14 protein-coding genes are annotated in these 16,608 nt (G+C 67.8%); 6 read left to right on the top strand and 8 right to left on the bottom strand.

All coding sequences use genetic code 11. The features are described 5' to 3' along the window. From TEF_12125 to TEF_12100, 6 genes are all read left to right on the top strand, one after another. Positions 1–1,278: a carbohydrate-binding protein gene (locus TEF_12125; protein ANK81465.1), complete on the top strand. Its 1,278-nt coding sequence runs from the start codon at positions 1–3 to the stop codon at positions 1,276–1,278. Next, the gene (locus tag TEF_12120) at positions 1,275–2,192 is read left to right on the top strand and encodes a hypothetical protein (protein ANK81464.1); all 918 of its coding nucleotides are present in this window, start codon (positions 1,275–1,277) and stop codon (positions 2,190–2,192) included. The genes TEF_12125 and TEF_12120 overlap by 4 nt, the downstream gene beginning before the upstream one ends. Beyond that, positions 2,189–3,004, top strand: coding sequence for a hypothetical protein (locus TEF_12115; GenBank protein ANK81463.1), 816 nt, complete (start codon positions 2,189–2,191; stop codon positions 3,002–3,004). The genes TEF_12120 and TEF_12115 overlap by 4 nt, the downstream gene beginning before the upstream one ends. A 14-nt stretch (positions 3,005–3,018) precedes the next feature. Further along, entirely contained in the window at positions 3,019–3,564 is a 546-nt protein-coding gene (locus tag TEF_12110; GenBank protein ID ANK81462.1) for a hypothetical protein, read from the top strand. Continuing rightward, a complete protein-coding gene (locus TEF_12105; protein ID ANK81461.1) occupies positions 3,548–4,546 on the top strand; it encodes a hypothetical protein in 999 nt (332 codons plus the stop codon). Before TEF_12110 ends, TEF_12105 begins: the two co-directional genes overlap by 17 nt. A gap of 142 nt (positions 4,547–4,688) precedes the next feature. Then, positions 4,689–5,831, top strand: coding sequence for an NADH:flavin oxidoreductase (locus tag TEF_12100; GenBank protein ID ANK81460.1), 1,143 nt, complete (start codon positions 4,689–4,691; stop codon positions 5,829–5,831). A 156-nt stretch (positions 5,832–5,987) separates the two neighbouring features. On the opposite strand, the gene TEF_12095 is transcribed toward TEF_12100, so the two are convergent. The 8 genes from TEF_12095 to TEF_12060 are packed head-to-tail and all read right to left on the bottom strand — an operon-like array spanning position 5,988 to position 16,607. Further along, positions 5,988–6,479, bottom strand: coding sequence for a hypothetical protein (locus TEF_12095; protein ID ANK81459.1), 492 nt, complete (start codon positions 6,477–6,479; stop codon positions 5,988–5,990). An 8-nt stretch (positions 6,480–6,487) separates the two neighbouring features. Continuing rightward, positions 6,488–7,252, bottom strand: coding sequence for a hypothetical protein (locus tag TEF_12090; protein ANK81458.1), 765 nt, complete (start codon positions 7,250–7,252; stop codon positions 6,488–6,490). Between the two features lie 13 nt (positions 7,253–7,265). Beyond that, the gene (locus TEF_12085; protein ID ANK81457.1) at positions 7,266–8,777 is read right to left on the bottom strand and encodes a hypothetical protein; all 1,512 of its coding nucleotides are present in this window, start codon (positions 8,775–8,777) and stop codon (positions 7,266–7,268) included. A 28-nt stretch (positions 8,778–8,805) separates the two neighbouring features. Further along, positions 8,806–10,035, bottom strand: a complete 1,230-nt coding sequence (locus TEF_12080) for a hypothetical protein (protein ID ANK81456.1) — start codon at positions 10,033–10,035, stop codon at positions 8,806–8,808. Then, positions 10,035–10,751 carry a hypothetical protein gene (locus TEF_12075; GenBank protein ID ANK81455.1) on the bottom strand — a complete coding sequence of 239 codons (717 nt, stop codon included), beginning with the start codon at positions 10,749–10,751 and terminating at the stop codon, positions 10,035–10,037. Before TEF_12075 ends, TEF_12080 begins: the two co-directional genes overlap by 1 nt. Positions 10,752–10,753: 2 nt before the next feature. After that, complete coding sequence (locus TEF_12070; GenBank protein ANK81454.1) at positions 10,754–12,745, bottom strand: serine/threonine protein kinase; 1,992 nt, start codon at positions 12,743–12,745, stop codon at positions 10,754–10,756. After that, positions 12,742–13,851, bottom strand: coding sequence for a hypothetical protein (locus TEF_12065; protein ANK81453.1), 1,110 nt, complete (start codon positions 13,849–13,851; stop codon positions 12,742–12,744). Before TEF_12065 ends, TEF_12070 begins: the two co-directional genes overlap by 4 nt. A gap of 11 nt (positions 13,852–13,862) precedes the next feature. Next, the gene (locus tag TEF_12060) at positions 13,863–16,607 is read right to left on the bottom strand and encodes a virulence factor (GenBank protein ID ANK81452.1); all 2,745 of its coding nucleotides are present in this window, start codon (positions 16,605–16,607) and stop codon (positions 13,863–13,865) included. Position 16,608: the final 1 nt, after the last annotated feature.

Here is a 16,608-nt window from a genome sequence, read left to right as displayed (position 1 = left end):
ATGCAACCGTTCGGGCGATACCCCGTCCGATTCCTGGCGGCCGCCGCGCTGACGGCCGGGGCGGCGCTCGCCGCCCCGGTCCCAGGCCTGGCGGCGGAACGGGACATTGCGGCCGGGGAGAACCTCGAGCGGACGATAGACCGGGCGGCGGCCGGCGACGTATTGCATCTCGCCGCCGGCCGCCATGCCGGCCCGGTCGTCATCGACAAGAAGCTCTCCCTTCTGGGCCGTCCCGGCGCGACTTTGGAAGGCGACGGCAAGGGCAGTGTCATTACCCTGACAGCTCCGGGCGTCACGGTTCGCGGTCTCACCATTCGGGGCTCCGGCATCGACGTCCCGGCCATGGATTCCGCGATTCTGGTCCGGCAGAGCGCGCGCGGCGCGCTGATCGAGGACAATCGCCTGGAGGGCAACCTATTTGGCGTCTATCTACATGGCGCAGCGAAGTCGGTCGTGCGGGCCAACACGATCGTCGGCCGCGACGACCTCAGGCTCTCGGAGTCCGGCAACGGGGTCTCGATATGGAATGCGCCCGGCGCGAAGGTCATCGGCAACGACATTCGCTACGGACGCGACGGGATCTTCGTCAACATCAGCAAGCGCAACGAGTTCCGCGACAACACCTTCACCGACCTGCGCTTCGCCATTCACTACATGTACACCCACGACAGCAAAGTGATCGGCAACGTCTCGCGCGGCAATCATGTCGGCTGGGCGCTGATGTTCTCCGATCGTCTGGAAATCCGAGACAATGTCAGCGTCGACGATCGAGATCACGGGCTGCTGCTCAACTACGTCAACAACTCCCAGATCACCGGTAACGTCGTGCGCGGCAGCAGAAACAAGTGCCTGTTCATTTACAACGCACACAAGAACCGGGTCGCCGGCAACCACTTCGAGAATTGTCCCATCGGCATCCATTTCACTGCCGGTTCAGAGCGGAACGAGGTGTATGGCAACGCCTTCGTCGCCAACCGGACCCAGGTCAAGTATGTCGGCTCGCGCAATGTGGTCTGGAGCCATGAGGGCCGAGGCAACTACTGGAGCGACAACGCCGCGTTCGATCTGGACGGGGACGGTGTCGCCGACCGTCCCTACCGCCCCAACGACTTGGTCGACGACGTGTTGTGGCGCTATCCGCAGGCGAAGCTGCTGCTCAACAGCCCCGCGATCGACCTGCTCCGCCTGGCGCAGTCACAGTTCCCCGGACTGCTGCCTGGTGGCGTCGTGGACATGGCGCCGCTGATCGACCGGCCCGACATCGGAGGCTCCGAATGAACGCCGTCGTCGCCCTGGACACCGTCTCCAAGAACTACGGCCCCGTTGCCGCGCTGGACAGCGTCAGCCTGGATCTCGTCGCCGGCGAGACCGTGGCGCTGGCCGGTCACAACGGCGCCGGCAAGACCACCCTCATGAAGCTGGCTCTCGGCCTGGCACGGCCGAGTTCGGGCACGATCCGTGTCTTCGGCCAGGATCCGGCCGGGCGTCACGGGGCCCGTGCGCGGCGCCGCGTCGGCTTTCTGCCCGAAAGCGCCGCCTTCCACGGCGCCATGACCGGGCTCGAATTGCTCGCATTCTACGCTCGGTTGAAGCGCGCGCGCGTCGAACCGCTCGAGGAACTGCTGGAACGGGTTGGCCTCGACCATGCCGCCAACCGGCGTGTCGGCACCTATTCCAAGGGTATGCGCCAGCGACTGGCGCTGGCCCAGGCACTGATCGGTGAGCCGGGACTGCTGCTGCTCGACGAGCCGACTTCCGGCCTGGATCCTGATTCAAGAATGCAGGTCTACGAGACGATCGACCGTCTGCGGGCCGAGGGCTCCACGATCCTGATATCGACCCACGCCCTGGCGGAGATCGAGAGTCATGCCGACCGGGTGGCCCTGCTTCATCGCGGCAAGCTCCTCGCAGCGGGCGAACTCCAGGCGTTGCGCCGCAAAGCTGCCCTGCCATCTCGCATTACTCTCGTCGTTCGGCCTTGCCACACCGAACGGGTGCTGTCGGCGCTCACTGTCCGCGCTGAGGTGCGGGCTCGGAGCGAAGAGCGGCTGGTACTCGCCGTGCCCCACGCGGACAAGATTGCCGCGTTGCGCGACATCGCCGGCCTGGGTGAGACAGTGACTGACATCGAAATCACCGAGCCGGGGCTGGAAGCGCTCTATCACAGCCTGACGCGGGAGGACGGCCGATGACACCGCTCGTCACCATCGCCGGTCAGGAGATCCGCGCCGGCATCCGTAATCGCTGGGTGCTGGCGATGACACTCCTGCTGGCGGCGCTCGCCCTCAGCCTGGTGCTGGTTGGCAGCGCGCCGACCGGAGCGGTCGGGGCCTCCCCGCTCGCCGTCGTTATCGTCAGCCTGGCCAGTCTGACCATCTTTCTGGTGCCGCTTGTCGCGCTCATGCTCTCATTCGACGCCATCGTCGGCGAGGCCGAACGTGGCACATTGCTGCTGCTGATGGCCTATCCGATCGCCCGCTGGCAGATCGTGGCCGGCAAATTCGCCGGCCATGTCGTCATCCTGGCGCTGGCGACCACCGTCGGATACGGGGCCGCAGGCGTTGTCCTGTGGCTGAACGCGGGCGCGGAGGCCGGCGCGTGGGGCGCGTTCCTGGCCCTGATCGGCACCTCCATCCTGCTGGGCGCCGTGTTTGCCGCGCTCGGCGCACTCGCCAGTGTTCTCGTGCGAGAGCGAGCGACTGCGGCCGGGCTGGCGGTCGGCCTGTGGCTCGTGCTGGTGCTGCTCTACGACGCGGCCCTTCTGGGGCTGCTGGTGGCTGACCAGGGCCAGTACGTCACGGAAGCGCTGCTCGACACGTTACTGCTGTTCAATCCGGCCGACGTCTACCGGCTGATCAACCTGGCCGGCCATGAGGCTGTTGCGCAAGTCGCCGGAATGACCCTCTCGGGCCATTCCCTTCTGGCGCTTTACGGCGTGTTGGCCGCCTGGGTGGCGGTCCCGCTGGGGCTCGCCATCCTGTTCTTCGAGAGGAAACAGCCGTGAAAGCCTTCAATCCTTTGTCGGTTATCCTGGCGGCGCTTCTCGTGCTGGCTGCCTGCGAGGAGGAGCCCGGCGCGGCAAGCGCTGTCGCCCCGCAGGAGCCGGGAGCAGAGGATGTCGGCCACTATTGTGGGATGATCGTGGAGAATCATTCGGGGCCGAAGGGGCACATCTTCCTGTCCGATCAGACGGAGCCGCTCTGGTTCAGTTCGATCCGCGACACCCTGGCTTTCACGATGCTGCCCGAAGAGCCCGACAACATCGCCGCCATCTTCGTCAATGACATGGGCCAGGCGAAAAATTGGGACCACCCGGAGCCCGGCACCTGGGTCGCCGCGCGCGAAGCGCACTACGTCATCGGCAGCGACGCGCGCGGCGGCATGGGCGCGCCGGCGATCGTGCCCTTCGGTGACCTGACTGCGGCGAAACGTTTTGTCGAAGAACGCGGCGGCAGCATCCTCGCGTTCGATGAAATCCCGCAGGAGATGGTGCTCGGTCCGGCTGACGAGGGCGGTAGCGAAACTTCTGCGACAGGCGGAGGCAGTCATGAACGGACACAGTAGCGCCCACTCGCCTCTCAGTCGTCGGCGTTTCATCGGCATTGCTGGCGCGGCCGCCGGCCTGAGCTTGCTGCCCGGCGGAGTCCCGGCCGCCCGGACCCGGACCTTTCACTGGCGGGGCGTCGCGCTCGGGGCGGACGCTTCGATACAGATCATTCATTCTGACGCGCGCGAGGCGCGCCGGATTATCGATCTCGCAGTGGCCGAGATCGAACGGCTCGAGGCGATATTCAGTCTCTACCGGCCCGACTCAACGCTCCGGCGGCTGAATCGGGACGGCCGCCTTTCGGAACCGCCGATGGAACTTCGCGACATACTGGCCAGGGCGGCGGTCGTGAGCGAGGTGAGCGGCGGCGTCTTCGACGTCACCGTGCAACCACTTTGGGAACGGCTGGCTCGTCACTTCGCCGAACAGCCGGATTCCGACACTCTGCCCGACCTGGACCGGACATTGACGCTCGTCGACTGGCGCGGTGTACGGATCGATGACCATGAGATCGTCTTTGACCGGTCAGGCATGGCGGTGACGCTGAACGGCATCGCGCAAGGCTATATCACCGACCGCGTGGCCGAGTTGCTGCACCGCAACGGCGTCGATCGCATTGCTCTCGATCTTGGTGAGACCCGAGCCATCGGACGCTCGGCCGATGGTGATCCGTGGCGGGTTGGCATCCCGGACCCGATGCGGCCCTCTCGACTGATCGGCCGGCTCGACGCATCGGATCGGGCCATTGCGACCTCAGGCGGATACGGCCTGCTGTTCGACCGAGGCGGCCGGATCAGCCATCTGATGAATCCCCGGAACGGTGAGACGGCGCCTGCCGGCCGCAGCGTGACCGTGGTCGCCGGGGAGGCATGTCTGGCGGACACCTGGTCGACCGCCTTCGCATTGATGGAAACCCGCGAGGTTGGCGAAAAGGCTCGGGGTGCCGGACTGGAGGTCTATCTCGCCGAGGCGGAGGGCACCCTGTATCGGGTTGCCTGACCATCTGGGCTGCCCCGCCGAATTGGTCGACTCTGACAAGCCTTGCATACGCTTCGAACGACGATATGAACGTGCATAGCTGGCGAGCATGTCGTTCTTCCAGATGCTCTTCGTGCAATGACAATTTCTGGGGATTGCTCGCGTGACCGACCTGTTCACCCCATTTGCTCTCAAGGACATAACGCTTCGCAACCGCATCGCGATGTCGCCGATGACGATGTACCGGTCGGTCGAAGGCCGGATGACGGATTTCCATGTGATGCTCATGGGATCGCGCGCGGCCGGCGGCTTCGGGCTGGTATTCCCCGAGCAGATCGCCATCACGCCGGACGGACGGACAAGCACGAGTTGCGCCGGCATCTATGACGATACGCAGATGGAGGGCTTGAGCCGCATCGCCGCAATTGTGAAGGACATGGGCGCCGTGCCGGCTATTCAGTTGGGTCACACTGGCCGCAAGGGCAGTGAGAACAAGCCCTGGGAAGGCAAGATCCAGCTTCCGCCCGACGATCCGCAGGGCTGGCAGGTGCGCGGCCCCTCACCCATCCCCTATGGCGGCCGCTACACACATCCCGTTCAGGAACTCAGCGTGGATGAGATCAGGGAGATTCATGGGGCCTACGCCGACGCCGCCCGCCGGGCCCTAGATTGCGGCTTCGAGTGGCTCGAGATGCATTTTGCGCACGGGTATCTGGGCGCCAGTTTCTTCTCGCCCCTGGCCAATCAGCGTACGGATGATTATGGCGGCAGCCTGGAGAACCGGCTCCGTTTTCATCGCGAGGCGCTGGATGCCGTCCGCGCGGTCTGGCCCGAGCGACTTCCTCTCACGGTGCGGCTGGGCGCCGACGATTTCAACCGGGATGGCGTAAAGTTCGACGATGCCGTCTGGGCGATTTCGGCGTTGAAGGCGCACGGGCTGGATTTCGCGGATATCAGCCTGGGGCTGAATACCGATGCGATGCAGGATGTGCCGTTCGACGAGGTAGGCTTCATGGTGGAGCGGACCACGCGCGTGCGCCGGGAGGCCGGCATTCCGGTCGGGGTGAGCTGGAACCTGGGCATTCCGGCCGAGGCCAACCGGGTGATCGCCGAGGGGCTGATCGATGTCGTCTTCCTGGGCCGGCCTGCGTTGGCGAATCCGCACTGGCCCGTCATGGCGGCGAGGGAACTGGGACATGAAGATCCCCTGACGCTCATGCCCGAGGACTGGTCCTGGTGGCTTCGCCGCAGACCGAAGCCCGAGGGCTCGCTGGGCTGGCCGCCCGTTTCCGGGAAGATGCAGTAGGACGTCTCCGCACAGCCGGTCGACCCGAAGAAGCGAGCAGTCCAGCCATCACTTGATCTTCCCCCTCACCGGCGAAAGACGGTGCGATGGTGGATCCTCTCCGCCAGTGCGTCGAGTGTGCGGACGGGAGTCGTTCAGCTTCCCGCTCGGCCCCGCCTATTTCGCCAGCAGGTCGATTTCGTCCGACAGGGTCTCGGCCTTCGAGCGCAGGGTCTGCAGTTCGCGGCGGAGCTTCGCGGTCTCGCCTGTATTTCCGGATGCTTCGGCCGCCGCCATGCGGAATTCATTGTCGCGCAGTTCCCGGTCGAGCGCCGTGATCCGCTCGCGCATGGCCTGTTCCTTCTCGCGCGTGATGCGGTTCTGCTCGCGGGCCCGGGCGATGGCGTCCCCCTGGCGGGCCAGTTCGGCGTTGAGCGCGGCGATTTCCTGTTCCTGAAGCTCCCGCTCCTCCGCCAGAGCCTCCTGGTCGCTCTGCAGACCGATCCGGGTGTCCGTGGCCGCCTGCTGGCGTTGCTCGGCCTCACGCACGCGGCGTTCCGGTCCGCCGGAGACCGCGTCGGCCTTCTGCTGCTGATAGGTGGCGCACCCGGCCTCCCCCAGGGCGAGGGCGGCAAGGACGGCGGCAAGGGTGATGCTGCGATAGGACATTGGCGGCCTCACCCGATCCGGACCGCGCGATCGATCTCCTCGAGCGCGTCGCGTTCGCGTTCCAGGGCCGCGATCTGGTGGTTCATGTCGCGGATCTCGGCCTCGAGCTGGCGGGTGTCGCGGCCGTCGCCCTCGAGTTGCTCGGCGACCTGGTAGTAGTTGTCCCTCTCCTTCTCGAGCTGGGCGATGGTGCTGTCCATGACGCCGATATTGCTCTGCAGGCGCCGGCTTTCCTCCTCCAGCATCTCTTCGCGCACTTCGTTCTTCGCGACCTTGATGCGGATTTCCTGCAGCCGCTCCCGGTTCTCGGCCACAACCCGCTGGGAGGTCTCGACCAGCTTGCGCAGCTTGACGTTCTTTTCCTGGATTTCCTCGGTGACCAGGTCGATTTCCCGGACCTGCCGGCGGGCCGCCTCCTGGCGCTTCGCCACCAGATAGCCATCGACGGCGCCATAGGCCGCGCCGATGCCGGCCATGATCGCGCACTGGCCCATGTTGTCGCCGCCGCCCAGCAGCGCGGCGGCGACGCACAACCCGCCGAACAGCAGGGCATTGGTGGCGGCGCCGCCGGCGACGGTCTCGTTGAAGACTTCCGCATCCTCGCGGAGCTGGCGTTCCTCCTCGCTGAGATTCTCGTCATTGCCGGAAGAGGCGAAATCGAACAGCCCCTGGCGCTGGCCGTCGGCGTTCTGGGCACAGCCCGCCAGGGCCAGCGCGGCGGCGAGCAGACCGGCCGCGATCAGTTTGCCGAAAGGGGGAAGAAATCTTTGCATCGGACTGACTCCGTTACTTGCCGGCGTTGGCTGCGGCGTCCGTCAAGGACTGGATTATGGCCGGTCTGGCGCCGGTTCCCAAGCTTCGAATCTTCTCCAGATGGCCGAGAACCCGGTCGGTCAGAGGCGGCAGCGTCCGCAATCCGCGGTCGGCATATTCCACCTTCAGCACCGCCGCCTGCCCGTTCAGCTTGTCCTGGCCGAAATCGTCGGCGATGCGCGTGAGACGGTCGAGATAGTAGTCGAGATTGAACTCGAACGTCGCATGGTCCTCGGCGTGGTTCGCCATGTAGCGGGCCTTCCGCGCTTCGTCGTCGACGGCATCCGCCAAAGCCTTCCAGCGCTGGAAGGCGACGATGTCGAAGGTCACCCGCCGCGCGGCAAAGACGGCGTTCGACAACAGCTCGCGGGCCGCCCGGTCACGTTCCTGATTGCGGGTGCGGATGCTCTCGGCAATGACGAAGGAGAGATTTTCCAGCCGCCGCTTCATTTCCCCGTTCGGCACGGCCTCGGCAAGGGCGCGGGCCTCCTCGACCGGATCGGCCTGTTCCGCGGCCAGCTTTGCGCCTTCGCCGTCGGGATTGCGGTCCTCCTGCGGCAGGCTCTCCCACGCCTTGCGCACCGTCTCGATGCGTTCGCGAGACGGCAGGGCCGGCGCCACCAGGGCAAGGCGGAAGCCCGCGGTCTTCTGGCGCCGGATGCCGTGCTCGTCGACCGGCGGAAATTCCTCGCGGTGGCTGGTGCGGATCTCGCCGGCCCGCGTCAGGTAGCTGCCGCCGCGCAGGACGAAGCCGCCGGCCTGACCGTGCAGGTGGGTGACTGCATTGAGCCGGAACGGCTCCAGCGCCAGCTCGGCGGCGTTGCCCAGCATGTCGAACAGGCCGAGCGCGTTGGGCAGGACGGTGCCGATCAGATTCAATTCCCGGTAGGAGTTGCCGTCATGGATGACGAACTCGTCCAGGCGGCCCGGCGGCACGAAGGTCCGTTCGGCGAATTCGGCCGGGCCTACGGCGGTGCCGCCGCGGGCGGCGAACTCCCACTCAGCCTCGGTCGGCAGGCGCAGGAAGCCGACGGCGCCTTCCTCGGCGGGCACGCGGCCGGCGGCGTTCCGCAACAGCCACTCGGAGTAGCGCTCGGCGAACAGCATCGCTTCGGCCCAGGAAATCTCCGTCGCCGGCAGTTCCAGATCGGGGTTGGCGGTATCGGGACAGCTCTCGCCGATAGCGGCGCGCTGCATCGCCGTGACCTCATACTTGCCCAGGTAGTAGTGACGGCCTCCGCCCCCGTCGGCGGCAGCGAAAGCGCCGGCCAGCCAGGCGATCCGCCGGTACTCGGCGAAGCCCCGGTCCGTCTCGTGGCTGCCCAGGGTGACGCGGTAGTCGTCGAGGGCGCCGCTGCTGGGCACGTTCACCTTCCGGAACGCCATGGCGCCGCCGCAGGGCATGGGCAGGACCAAGTCGCCCTCCAGGGGAGAGGGGTTGAAGCTTTCGGGATTCCAGATGATCTCCTGCGCGGTGGCCGGCAACGCAGCGAGCAGCAGCAGGGCGGCCAGCCTACATCTCGCGGATTTCATCGCTTGGCTCCAGACGGGTGAAGTTGAGTCCGATGAGAACGGCGGGCAGCAGCGAGAACACGAGTACCACAAGAAGACCCTGGACCACGGCTGCAGCGGTGATCACGCAGGCAGCCCCCTCTGCGCCGAAACTCGCGGCGAAATAGCCGTTGATCCAGGCTGCGGCGGCACGCGCCACGACCAGCGCCGCGGCCCCGCCGCCGGCGGCCAGCAGAACGGCCTGGACCGTGGGGAAGCCGATCAGCCAGTTCCGGCCGTAGCCGATCAGGTTCAGCATGGCGACCGTGCGGCGCTTGCGCGCCGCCACCGCCCACTGGATGGCGGCGAGACTGCCGGCCAGGCCGGCGGCCCCCAGCACGATGATGGCGTCGAGCACCGCGCCGATATTGCGGTCCAGTTCGATGGCGGAGACGATCGCGCCCTCCTGCGCGCTGACGCTGAGGCCCTGGTCCTCGCGCAGGTGCCGCGCCAGGACGGCGACATCCTCGATGCGGCTGGCGTAGAGACGGAAATTCGGAAAGACCTCCCGGGCTTCCCGTTCCGGTCCCTCGGTCATACCGAGCTCGGGCGCCGCGAAGCCGTCGCGGAACGCCTCGATGGCGCGCAGCAGTTCGGGCCGCACGAAGGCGACGACACCACCATGCCGCTCCGGCGCGGCGATCGCCGTGACCGCCGCCTCGATCCCCGCCGCCTCGATCCGTCCGTCGGCGCGCCGGCGCTCGACGTCGACGAAGACGCGGTCGCCTTCCTCCAGGTCGGCGCGGCGGGCAGCGGCGGCCGATAGACGGAGCTCGGCAATCGAGCCGAGCCGGGGCGTCGCGGCATCGAAGACGGGATCGGCCGGGCCGGTGGGCACGAGAGAAACGCGGAGCGGGCCGCTGTTCCCCGCAACCGGCGTGATGTCGACCTGGGCGGCGGCGAAACGTGTCGAGGGCAGGACGAAGGCGACGTCGTCCCGCGCGCGCATGGCCTCGAACCAGTCGGCGTCGAAACGCCGGGCGCCGGTGGCGTCCAGGGTGATGCGCCGCATCGCCGGGTCGGCGCGCAGGCGGTCGAAGATCTCGCCGATCACGCCGGTCTGCAGGCCGTTCAGGACCAGCAGCGGCGCCAGCACGGCGGCGATGGCGAGCACGACCGCCACGGCGATCGGCCATTCGTCGGCGAGGTCCGCCGCCGAGAGGCGCAGGAGCTGGACACCGCGCAGCCGCATCAGCTTTCGAACCCGATGGTGGACGTGCGCGTCGCCGGATCGTGACGGCACTCGGCCAGCGGCAGGCCGAACCCCTCGGCCAGCGCCCGGTCGTGGGTGACCAGGATCAGCGCCGCACCCTGGCTACCCACCGTTCGGGTCAGCAGGGTCATGACGTCGATGGCGTTGGTCTGGTCCAGCGAGGCCGTCGGCTCGTCGGCCAGGACGATCGCCGGCTCGTGCGCCAGGGCGCGGATCACGGCCGCCCGCTGGCGCTCGCCGATGGAGACGCGCCGTGGCTTGCGCCGGCCCAGCTTCTCGATGCCGAGCTGGCGGAACAGTTCCGGCACCGGGCCGGGGTCGTCGCGGCCCAGCAGACGGCGCGAGAGCATGGCGTTCTCCCTGAGACTGAGGAACGGCGCCAGCCCGCCGGTCTGCAGGACATAGCCGAAGTGCCGGGCGCGGATGTCGCGCACCTGGCTTCGCCGCTTCTCCCGCCAGAGCCGGGCCACGTCCACCGCCTCCGCGGCATCCCCGGGACGGATCGTCATCCGCGCCGCACTGTCGGGGCGCAGCGTCATAGCGATCAGGTCGAGGAACGTGCTCTTGCCGGATCCGCTGGGTCCGACGATGGCCACGCGGCCGCCCGCGCCAAGCCGGAACCGGTCGATGACCAGTCGAAAGCCGTCGCCGCGCCGCCGTTCGACGCCTTCCAGATCCAGCAGGGCCTCTGTCATGGTCAGGGCAGCGCGTCCAGCGGCACCGGATAGACCCAGTCGCCGGGATCGTCGCCGTCATTGAGCGCGATCCAGCGGTCGGAATCGTCATGGAAGCGCTGGTAGAGGCGGACCTTGGAGTTGACGTCGTCGATGATGGCCTGCTGCTCGCCGACGCTCATGCGCTGCCAGTCGTCCTCGGTCAACGACATGATCCGGCTCTGGTAGGGCAGACCCTCCAGATACTCGCCCATCAGGCCGCTGTCGGCGAGGTTGCGTGTCTCCCCCTGCCCCACCCGGTTCGGGTCGCGGCCCATGGCGGTGGCGGCGCTGCGCAGCTGGTTGAAGAAATCGCTCGGGTCGATCTGCCCGGCGTCGAGGGCGTCGACCGTGGCCGTCATGGTGCGCTGGAGGTCGCTCAACTGGTTCTTCGACAGCAACAGCCGCACCGAGAACGCCTCGACGGCCGGGTTGTCGAGGTCACGGTCGATCGACCAGGCCTGGAACATCGCCGGCGCCTGGGCCCCGGAGACACGGCCCAGATAAGCCAGCGCCATGGCCCGGCCGACATCGGCGGCGGACTGGCGGATATCGGATTCCGCGCCTTTCGCCGCCGGCGGTTCGGGCGCGTCGGGCAGCGCGCCCTCCTGCGCCGCCTGACGGGTCTGTTCGACCTGCTCGACCAGGGCGTCCGTCAAGGCGCCGACCTTGCGTTCGAAGGCCGCCGGATTGCCGGAAGGCACGGGATAGTAGAGCGAGTTGCTCGAATCCCGCCGCGCCAGCTCGGTGTACTGGGTCTCGGCCCTGGCGTGGTCGTCCTGGCCCACCGGCGTCTTCAGATGCAGCACGTAGAGCGCGGTCGGCAGTGCGGAGCTGCGCCCCATGATGTCGCGGCGCATGTCGCCGGCGGTGAGCTTCAGCGTGGCATAGGGGGAGGATGCGTCGCGGGCGCTGGCGTCGGTGATCAGCACAAGATAGCGGGCGTCGAAGCCCTGCCAGTCGATGCGGCCCATGGCGTGATCGAGCGCGGCGAAGGCATCCTCCGAGAAGGAGCGCGTCGAAACCTTCGAGGCGCTGAGCGGCTCGACCGCTTCCTGGAACCCGGTGGTGCTGTCGATCTCGTTCGGATCGGCGAAGGTGCGGGTGAGATATTCGACGCCTTCGACGGCGGCCGGATCGTCGCGATAACCGACGACGCCGAAGCGCACCTTGTCCTTCAGGCCTGCAGCCTCGACGCGGTCGAGCACGCCGCGCATGACCTCGCGCGTGCGGCGGATATAGGGCTGCATGGAGCTGGAGGCGTCGATGACGAAGACGACGCCGGCGCGGAACTCGCCAAGGGCGGCGAGGTTCTCGCGGCTATTGAGCAGGCCCAGTTTCTCCTCGTTCTCCGCGCGGGTGACGCTGGCGATGCGTACGGCCATGGCGCGGCGGCGGCTGGGCAGCCGCTTCGGCTTCGCCTCCAGGATCGGCAGCATGTAGAACTGGCTTGCGAAATCGACATGGGCCTCCGGCTCGATCGAGATCACCGGACTGTCGGGCGGCAGGGCACGCTGGTCGGCAGCCTGCCGCGCCGCGGCCGCACGCTCGGTCAGGTCGTCCGACGCCAGCCAGGCGTCCAGGGCCTGCTCCTCGTCGAAGAACAGCACCCGGTCGCGGTTGGCCCGCTCGGTGAAGGCCAGCACCAGGGCGTGGTCCCAGGGCACGGTCGCCGTCTCCGGCAGGAAGCCCAGCACCTCGCCCTTGGCGTCGGATCCGACTTCCAGATAGGCCGGTCCGCCGCCGTCCACCGGATGGCGCTGATAGACATAGAGCGGTGTGAAGGGCGGCAGCGGCTGCGTGCCGGGTGCGCCCGGGCCTTCGGCTATGGCGACCCCGGGTCGGGTGAGAACCTTCTGGTAGAGCGTGGTCTTGCCGGGAATGAGCAGCGGCGTGCGGTCCTGCGCCCAGGCCGCGCCCGCGAAGCCGATGCCCAGCGTGGCCAGCACGATCAGTGCGAGCGTTCGGACGATCATTGGAGCAACTCCTTCGCCTTTTCGCTGTCGGCCTCGGCCGCCTTGCGCAGCCAGAACACGCTCTGCTCCGGCGCGTCCGGCCGGTCGAGCGCGCCGGACTTCAGCATCTCGCCGAGGCGGACCATGGCATCCACATTGCCGCCTTCCGCCGCACGCTCGTACCAGTCGGCGGCGATCGTTGCGTCCGGCTCGGCGATCACGCCGGCATCCGGATCGTGGGTCGCCGGATCGTATTGCCGCGCCATCGCCAGGGCCGCCTCGGACGATCCCTTCTGCGCTGCGTACTTGCGCAGGATGAACGCCGCCTGAACCTCGCCCGCGCTGTCGAAGCGCTCGGCTTCCGCCTGGGCGTCCTCAGCGGCCGGCTTCTCCTCGATCAGATAGGACCGCGCGGCATCAAGGGTCAGCGGGATGCGCGCTGGCGCCTGCTCCGGGGTGGCCGGCGCACTGCCGTCCGGCGCAGGCGCCTCCGGCCGGGTCTCCTCCGTGCGTGTCACCTCCTCGCTGGCGGGGCCGAAGACATCCTCCCGGAAATACCAGAGAAGAGCGGCCGCGATCAGGAGGAGGATCAGCAGCGCGCCGATAATGACATAGAGGCCGGTGCGGCGTCCGGCCCGGCCATCCTCCTCATCCGGGCGTGCGGGTTCGATGATCGCATCGCCGGCATTGGCTTCCAGTTCGGCGAAGGCCGCCAGTTCGGGTGCTGGCTCCGGCTGCGCCGCGGGACGCTCCGGCGCGGGCGGCGGCGGGTTGGATGGCAGGCGCATGGCGATCCAGCTCATGCGGTCATCGGCCCGATGGCCTGCGGCGTCGCGGAAACCGATCTGATAGGGCTGATAGGGCTTCAGATGCCAGGTCGCGGCGGGACCGAATTCGAGGGACAGCGCGCCGCCCTGGCGCGCCGCCTCCGCGGGACGGAACCAGTTCTCGCCCGCCGCCCACGCCGCGGGCCCCTGCCGCGAAGGGTCGAGATGCTTCTCCACGCCGTCGATGCTGGCGGAAACCGCCACCTCGACCGTTGCAGGGTCCAGATCGCCGGCGTTCATCAGCTTCAGGCGGGCATGGCCCGCGGCCATTTCCGGATTCTGTTCGACGACCACCGGCATTCAGGAACTCCCTAGTCTGCCGCCTCCGCGGGCTGCAGCGCGTCGCGCACGTCGATCCGCTCGATGATCTCGCCAAGCTCGCGGTTGTGCTCGTCGGAGATCTCGCGGCCCGACCCGTGGCTGACATTGTCCATTCCCAGGCTGCGGAAGGCCACGCCCCAGTCGACGAAATAGTTGCGTTCCAGCGGCTCCCGCGCCGGACCGATCTCCATGCCCTTCACCTTCAGGGCGTCGGGGGAAAAGATCGCGCGCTCGGCCTCGCGCGGGGCTTCGGGAAAGCCCGGCCGCTCGCCTTCGGGCAGAGCGCCATAGCCCAGATAGGCGATGTAGTCGTTGATCTCGTAGACGGCGATCCGTACCGCCCGGTCGGCGGCGTCCTCCCACCGTGCGCCGGCGGCGAGCGTCTCCTCGCGCACGGCCTCGGCGATATGCTCCAACAGCTTGTGGCGATCCGCGCCGACAACGATCTCGTCGATCACCTCGCGGACAACATCGCCCGACAGGCCCAGCGTGCGCAGGGCTTCCTCGTCCTGCTGCAGCCGGCGCAGGCGTGCCGTCCAGGCGTTGACGATGCGGTCGGCAAAGACCTCCGGCCGTTCCCGCCGCCGCGCGCCACGGGCCGGCTCGGCCTTGTCGCTGGCGGGTCCCGTATCTCCGGCCCACGGGTCGTCATCCGCCCAGGGATCGTCGGAGCCGTTCGCTGACGGCGCCTCGCCGTCGCCCTCGGCGGCCAGATCCTCGTCCCGCAACGCGGCGACGTTGAAGAAGATCCCGCGCGCATCCGGCGCAGGCAGGGTCAGCGCTTCCATGAAATGCGCGAAGGGACGGAAGTCCTGCCCGCGCACTGCGTTCAGCAGGGTCTTGCGGACCTCCTGCAGGCGCTGGTCGCGCTCCCGCCGGGCCGCCTCGCCGCCGTCGTGGTAGAAGCGCCGCAGGGCGTTCTCCAGCCGGCTGACCGCATCGAGCAGCCTTTCGGCGCCCTGCCGGCGTTTCAGGTCGGGGTCGAGCACGCCCGACAGGCGGTCGACCAGATAGGCCACGCCGCCGTCATTGGGCTGCATGGCCGCATTCCAGACCGCCTCCCGGTCGGAGAAGTGCTTTTCCACCAGCGCCGAGCCCATGAAGGCGTCCTTGTACTGCTGGATGACGTTCGCCGACTGGGCGGCGGGGCCCCGCTCCACCAGGTTTTCGACGTCGGAGTAGTCCATCAGATGGACCTGCTTCATCCCGGGATTGCGCAGGAACACCGTGTTGTCGAAGGCTGCGCCGTTCCAGTCCTCGGGCCAGGCGTCCTTGCCGTACAGCTCGAGGAACGATGAATGCAGCCGCCGGTCCCACTTGCCGCGGCGGGAATCGGCTGTCTCTCCCCCCTTCTCGAGGAACTCGAGATCGAACTTGGTGAGCACCAGGAACAGCGCGTTGCGGACCCGCTTGCGCTGCGCCGGCGTCGCCCCGTGCGTGGTCTCGATCCAGGACCGGACCATGCCGGCTAGGTCCTTCACCTCCTGCACGCTGGGCGGCATGCAGAGCAGCATCGCGGTCAGTTCCAGTTCGTCGGTGAAGCGCTGGAACAGGTAGGCGATCTTGCCGCGCAGGAACAGTTCGCGCAGCTGCAGGTCGCGGTCCGCCGCCGCGGGCGGCAACTGCGTCAGTTTCAGCCGCGATCGCGCGCCGGGAAAGTCGAGCAGATCCGTATGCTCGAAGAACGGCCAGGGCGTGTCCACCATGACCAGCTTCACCTCGGCGATCAGCGCGGTAAGCGTCGCCCGCGGCAGTTCGACAGGCTCGCCTTCGCCATCCTTGTGGACCGGCTTCAGCGGCACCGTGTCCTGAGCGTCTTCCGGCGAATTGAGCCGGCTGAGCACGGCGACGTCGATGATCGTGTTGGGACGCGGCGGATTGCCTGTCTCGCGCGGCACCAGGCCGGAAAGCGCCGCCCGCGCTTCGGGCGGATTGCCTATGCGTTCCAGCGCCGTAGCGAGCGATATGAATAGATCGGTGAAGGTTTCCAGTCCACCCCAGAGCATGGCGAACAGCTTCGCGCGCCCGGCGACGGGCAGCCGCCCGCCGACCCGGATCAGCGCGTTCCAGTAGTCGGCGCGGTCGAGCGCGCCCACCCTGCTCTTGAAATGGCGGCGGAAATATTCGCCCAGGTCAAACAGCTCGATCTCGTCGAGATGCGCCGCCGGCGCACCGCTCCGCGCTTCCTGCTCGGCGCTGCGGATGGCGGCGCGGATCTGTTCCTCATCGGGCAGTTCGATCGACATGTTGTTGGGGTCGAAGTCGGACAGGAAGCTGTTGGCGATGATCTTCACCAGATCGGTCTCGCTCAGCAGCCGCAGTTCAACCGGATAGTCGGGGTCGACGTCGCCCTTGTGCTTGGTGAAGCGCGAGACCAGTCCGGTGGATTCACGGTCGCCTGCCGGATTGATGTCCTTCAGGAAGTCCTTGATTTCACCGCCGAAATCGATCTTCAGCGGGCCGTCCTGACGGCGCGCCAGCGCCGATACGAGATAGGACTTGCCGGCCTGGCTGGGGCCGAAGACGCCGACGCAGTTGCGCCGGTGCATGGCGCCGCCGATGCGGCGTGCCGCCAGCCGGGCGCGGCGGGTGTTCTCGATCAGGCTGTCGGCCTCACTGGCGACGCCGACGGATTCGCCCCGCACCCGGTCGATCCACAGGCGCGCGTCGGCGCCGCCGTCTTCCAGGCGGCTTACCGCTTCCTTCAGCGCGCCGTCGCGTTCGGTATCCGCCATG

Source organism: Rhizobiales bacterium NRL2 (genome assembly GCA_001664005.1).
In the GTDB taxonomy this organism is placed as follows: domain Bacteria; phylum Pseudomonadota; class Alphaproteobacteria; order Minwuiales; family Minwuiaceae; genus Minwuia.
This window is presented reverse-complemented; position numbering and strand designations above follow the sequence as displayed.